This is a genomic window from Neisseria iguanae, assembly GCF_003013245.1.
GTDB classification, from domain to species: Bacteria; Pseudomonadota; Gammaproteobacteria; order Burkholderiales; family Neisseriaceae; genus Neisseria; species Neisseria iguanae.
In genome coordinates this window covers 1-905 of sequence record NZ_PXYY01000183.1, presented here as the reverse complement: position 1 = coordinate 905, position 905 = coordinate 1, and the positions used below count along the sequence as shown (strand labels likewise).

Sequence of the window (905 nt, the reverse complement as noted above, 5' to 3'; positions counted from 1 at the left end):
CTATGCGGATTGCCCGTTGGGTGCAGTTAAAGCGCACAGTCTGCCCACGTTGGAAGTGGTCGGGATACTTGTCCGACGCCCTGCCGTAATTTTTCCATGCTTATTTTTGACTTGCGTGTGGTAACAACTTTTTTTCTCCAGCCGTTTTTTCCGGTTTTGTATGGTGGCTTTGCTGATGTTGTACCCGCCGGCCAGTGCCCGATAGGAAGCACCTGCTGCAAGTTTGTTCAGTATCATTTGCCGGTAGTCTTTTGAGTATGCCATATGTGGTATTGTGCTGAATTTAATTTTCTTTGACTATAGTTGTTAAATAACCTAACCTTTTCCAAAATCCCTAAAATCCCCTCAATTCCTTTGAAACCGGATTTTAGAGGATTTTCTCCATGAGCAGCTTCTTCAAACAAACTGCCGAAGCCATGCTTGTCAAGCATATCGACCGCTTTAACTGCCGTTATTGACACCGCCATGATCCAAACCGCCGACTATAAGCAGCGGCAGGCTGTGGAAACCGATGAAAACAGCGTATTTTCAGAAAACACACCCGGTAAAGACAAAGATGCCCGCCGGGTAAAGAAAGACGGTACGTTCAAATCCGGTTATAAACAACACACCCATACCGACAGTAAAGGTTATCTTGAAAAGCGGCACATCAATCCCGCGGGCAGACACGGGGGCAATCACTTCGAACTGAGGCTTAGCGATATTGCCTGAGGAATCAAGGTTTATGCCGATAAAGGATACAAAGCCAACCGGGTGTTTCTTCACAGCAAAGGGTTTTCAGTCGGCATGATGCGTAAAGCACACAGCTACTGTCGATCTGTTATCCGAAGAAGATCGTTGCCGAAAACGTGTTATGTCATGGCACAGGGTTTTGGAACGCGCACCGTACATTCCGATCCAACTAT

The 905-nt window shown here is 46.6% G+C and carries 3 protein-coding genes; 1 reads left to right on the top strand and 2 read right to left on the bottom strand.

Features of this window, described 5'->3' with window-relative positions; all coding sequences use genetic code 11:
• Together C7N83_RS17225 and C7N83_RS13975 are read right to left on the bottom strand one after the other, a co-directional pair.
• Nucleotides 1-237 carry a hypothetical protein gene (locus C7N83_RS17225; RefSeq protein WP_170064935.1) on the bottom strand — a complete coding sequence of 79 codons (237 nt, stop codon included), beginning with the start codon at nucleotides 235-237 and terminating at the stop codon, nucleotides 1-3.
• Nucleotides 234-431, bottom strand: coding sequence for a hypothetical protein (locus C7N83_RS13975; protein WP_146135191.1), 198 nt, complete (start codon nucleotides 429-431; stop codon nucleotides 234-236). The genes C7N83_RS17225 and C7N83_RS13975 overlap by 4 nt, the downstream gene beginning before the upstream one ends.
• On the opposite strand from C7N83_RS13975, the gene C7N83_RS13970 reads away from it, so the two are divergent.
• The gene (locus C7N83_RS13970; RefSeq protein ID WP_146135190.1) at nucleotides 421-711 is read left to right on the top strand and encodes a hypothetical protein; all 291 of its coding nucleotides are present in this window, start codon (nucleotides 421-423) and stop codon (nucleotides 709-711) included. The genes C7N83_RS13975 and C7N83_RS13970 overlap by 11 nt on opposite strands.
• The last annotated feature ends 194 nt before the right edge of the window (nucleotides 712-905 follow it).

Excerpts from the sequence above, each read along its gene's own strand:
- C7N83_RS17225 (WP_170064935.1), bottom strand. The coding sequence starts at position 237 with ATGATACTGAACAAACTTGCAGCAGGTGCTTCCTATCGGGCACTGGCC.
- C7N83_RS13975 (WP_146135191.1), bottom strand. The coding sequence starts at position 431 with ATGCTTGACAAGCATGGCTTCGGCAGTTTGTTTGAAGAAGCTGCTCAT.